Annotated in this window: 1 protein-coding gene; it reads left to right on the top strand. The window is 39.4% G+C overall.

Translation table 11 applies throughout. The annotated features are described in order from the left end of the window. Positions 1-132: 132 nt before the first annotated feature. The gene (locus tag KWJ01_RS03915) at positions 133-957 is read left to right on the top strand and encodes a hypothetical protein (RefSeq protein WP_224995119.1); all 825 of its coding nucleotides are present in this window, start codon (positions 133-135) and stop codon (positions 955-957) included. The last annotated feature ends 600 nt before the right edge of the window (positions 958-1557 follow it).

Here is a 1557-nt window from a genome sequence, read left to right as displayed (position 1 = left end):
CTAGAATAAGACAAATGAGGGGGAGCCAGTTATTTCAACCTTCATCACTTTCTACTATCTTACTGCAAGAAGACAGGTAGGTGCATATTTCCCCTCATCTGTCTTATTCATTGTCCGTTCTGCGCAAATAAAATGAAGTTACTAACAAATCAAATAGGTGTTTTTAGGCAGCAATGGATATTATACACAGTGATAGCCATGCTGTTATTGCTAGTTTCATTTTTTGTACCTAGCAGGGTGTCTTCATGGCCATTTCCAGAAACAATAAAATTATTGATAGAAGGTCATAACGCTTTATGGTATTTAGATATATATGCCCTTCTATTGGTGCCAATAATTGCGACGCTGCTATTCATTAATAATATTAATGTCGCTAAAGTCTTAACGTGTATATATATAGGGTGTCAATTGAATAGCATTAGTGGTGATAATCTGCAAGAATTGATTTTATTCAGTTATGGATATAATAGCACTGGACTGATAACGTATATATGGTTCTTCATCGGCGGATTAGCATTTTTTCTCCTGTACAGGGACATCAGGAAGCCATTTCTAAAAAGATGGACAAGAATTTTGCTAAGCTTTTATGCTATACTTTTCAGTGCTTTAAGTTTATTTGTAGGATTGGACGCGAATGAGTTAACAGATATATATGCTGTCATTGTGATTTTCTTTTGGACGCTAGTGCTAAGTCATGCCAGCAGAAGACTCTCGTCTATTATTTATTGGCCTCTTTTTGCTATTCTGACTTTTATATCCTTCTATGTTTATATTGATAAATCTTATTGTGTGTCTTACGACTATGATAGTAAACTTTATAATATATTAAAAGGATGTAGCAGCTATATATTATGGCTAGCAATTGGATTTATATTTTTAGTGTCGATTAGAAAAAAAGAAATAATCAGCGCAGAACAACAGAATAAAGCAAATGCCCCCAGCTCGTTCAGCCATTGACAATGCAGGAAGCAACTTTTGCGTACATTCAGCAAAAGCCGGTGAAGGGCATCTGCTTTATTCAACGGACGTTGGTGTGTATTAAAATCGTTTGGTGTAGTGAGGGCAGTGGTATAATAAAGGGTCGGTAGTCTAAGTATCCTGACTGCCAAGCAAGGACGGTGAATAGCATGCCGCAGGCTGACCTTGAAAGCTGGTAAATCCAAGGGGCTCCTCGAAGTCTGGCCATGGCGTAACGTAGGTAGACCTTGAACTGATTGAATAAACGGGCCTGTTGTATGCCGACTATAGCGTGACGCAGGAAGACGATGCGCTGCTAGATTAAAGGGGTCCCTCGAAGTCCTACAAATGCGTAGTGCAGGAAAACGGTAAGCTGACTCATCAAAGGGGCCTGTTGAATGCTGCCAAAAGCGTGATGTAGGAAGACCTTGAAAGCATGAAAGCAGACTGCAGCTGGAGAAAATAATAATAAACACACACCAACAACAGAATAAAGCAAGCTCCAATAGCTCTTTCAGCCATTGATAGTGCTATTGTTAAATTTTGCGTACTTTCGGTGAGCGGCGGTGAAGGTCGCCTGCTTTATTCAACGGACGTTGG

The sequence above is a fragment of the Cesiribacter sp. SM1 genome (assembly GCF_020178975.1).
GTDB lineage: Bacteria > Bacteroidota > Bacteroidia > Cytophagales > Cyclobacteriaceae > Cesiribacter.
The sequence above is the reverse complement of the archived record's forward strand: the minus strand, read 5'-3'. Positions and strand labels throughout refer to the sequence as shown.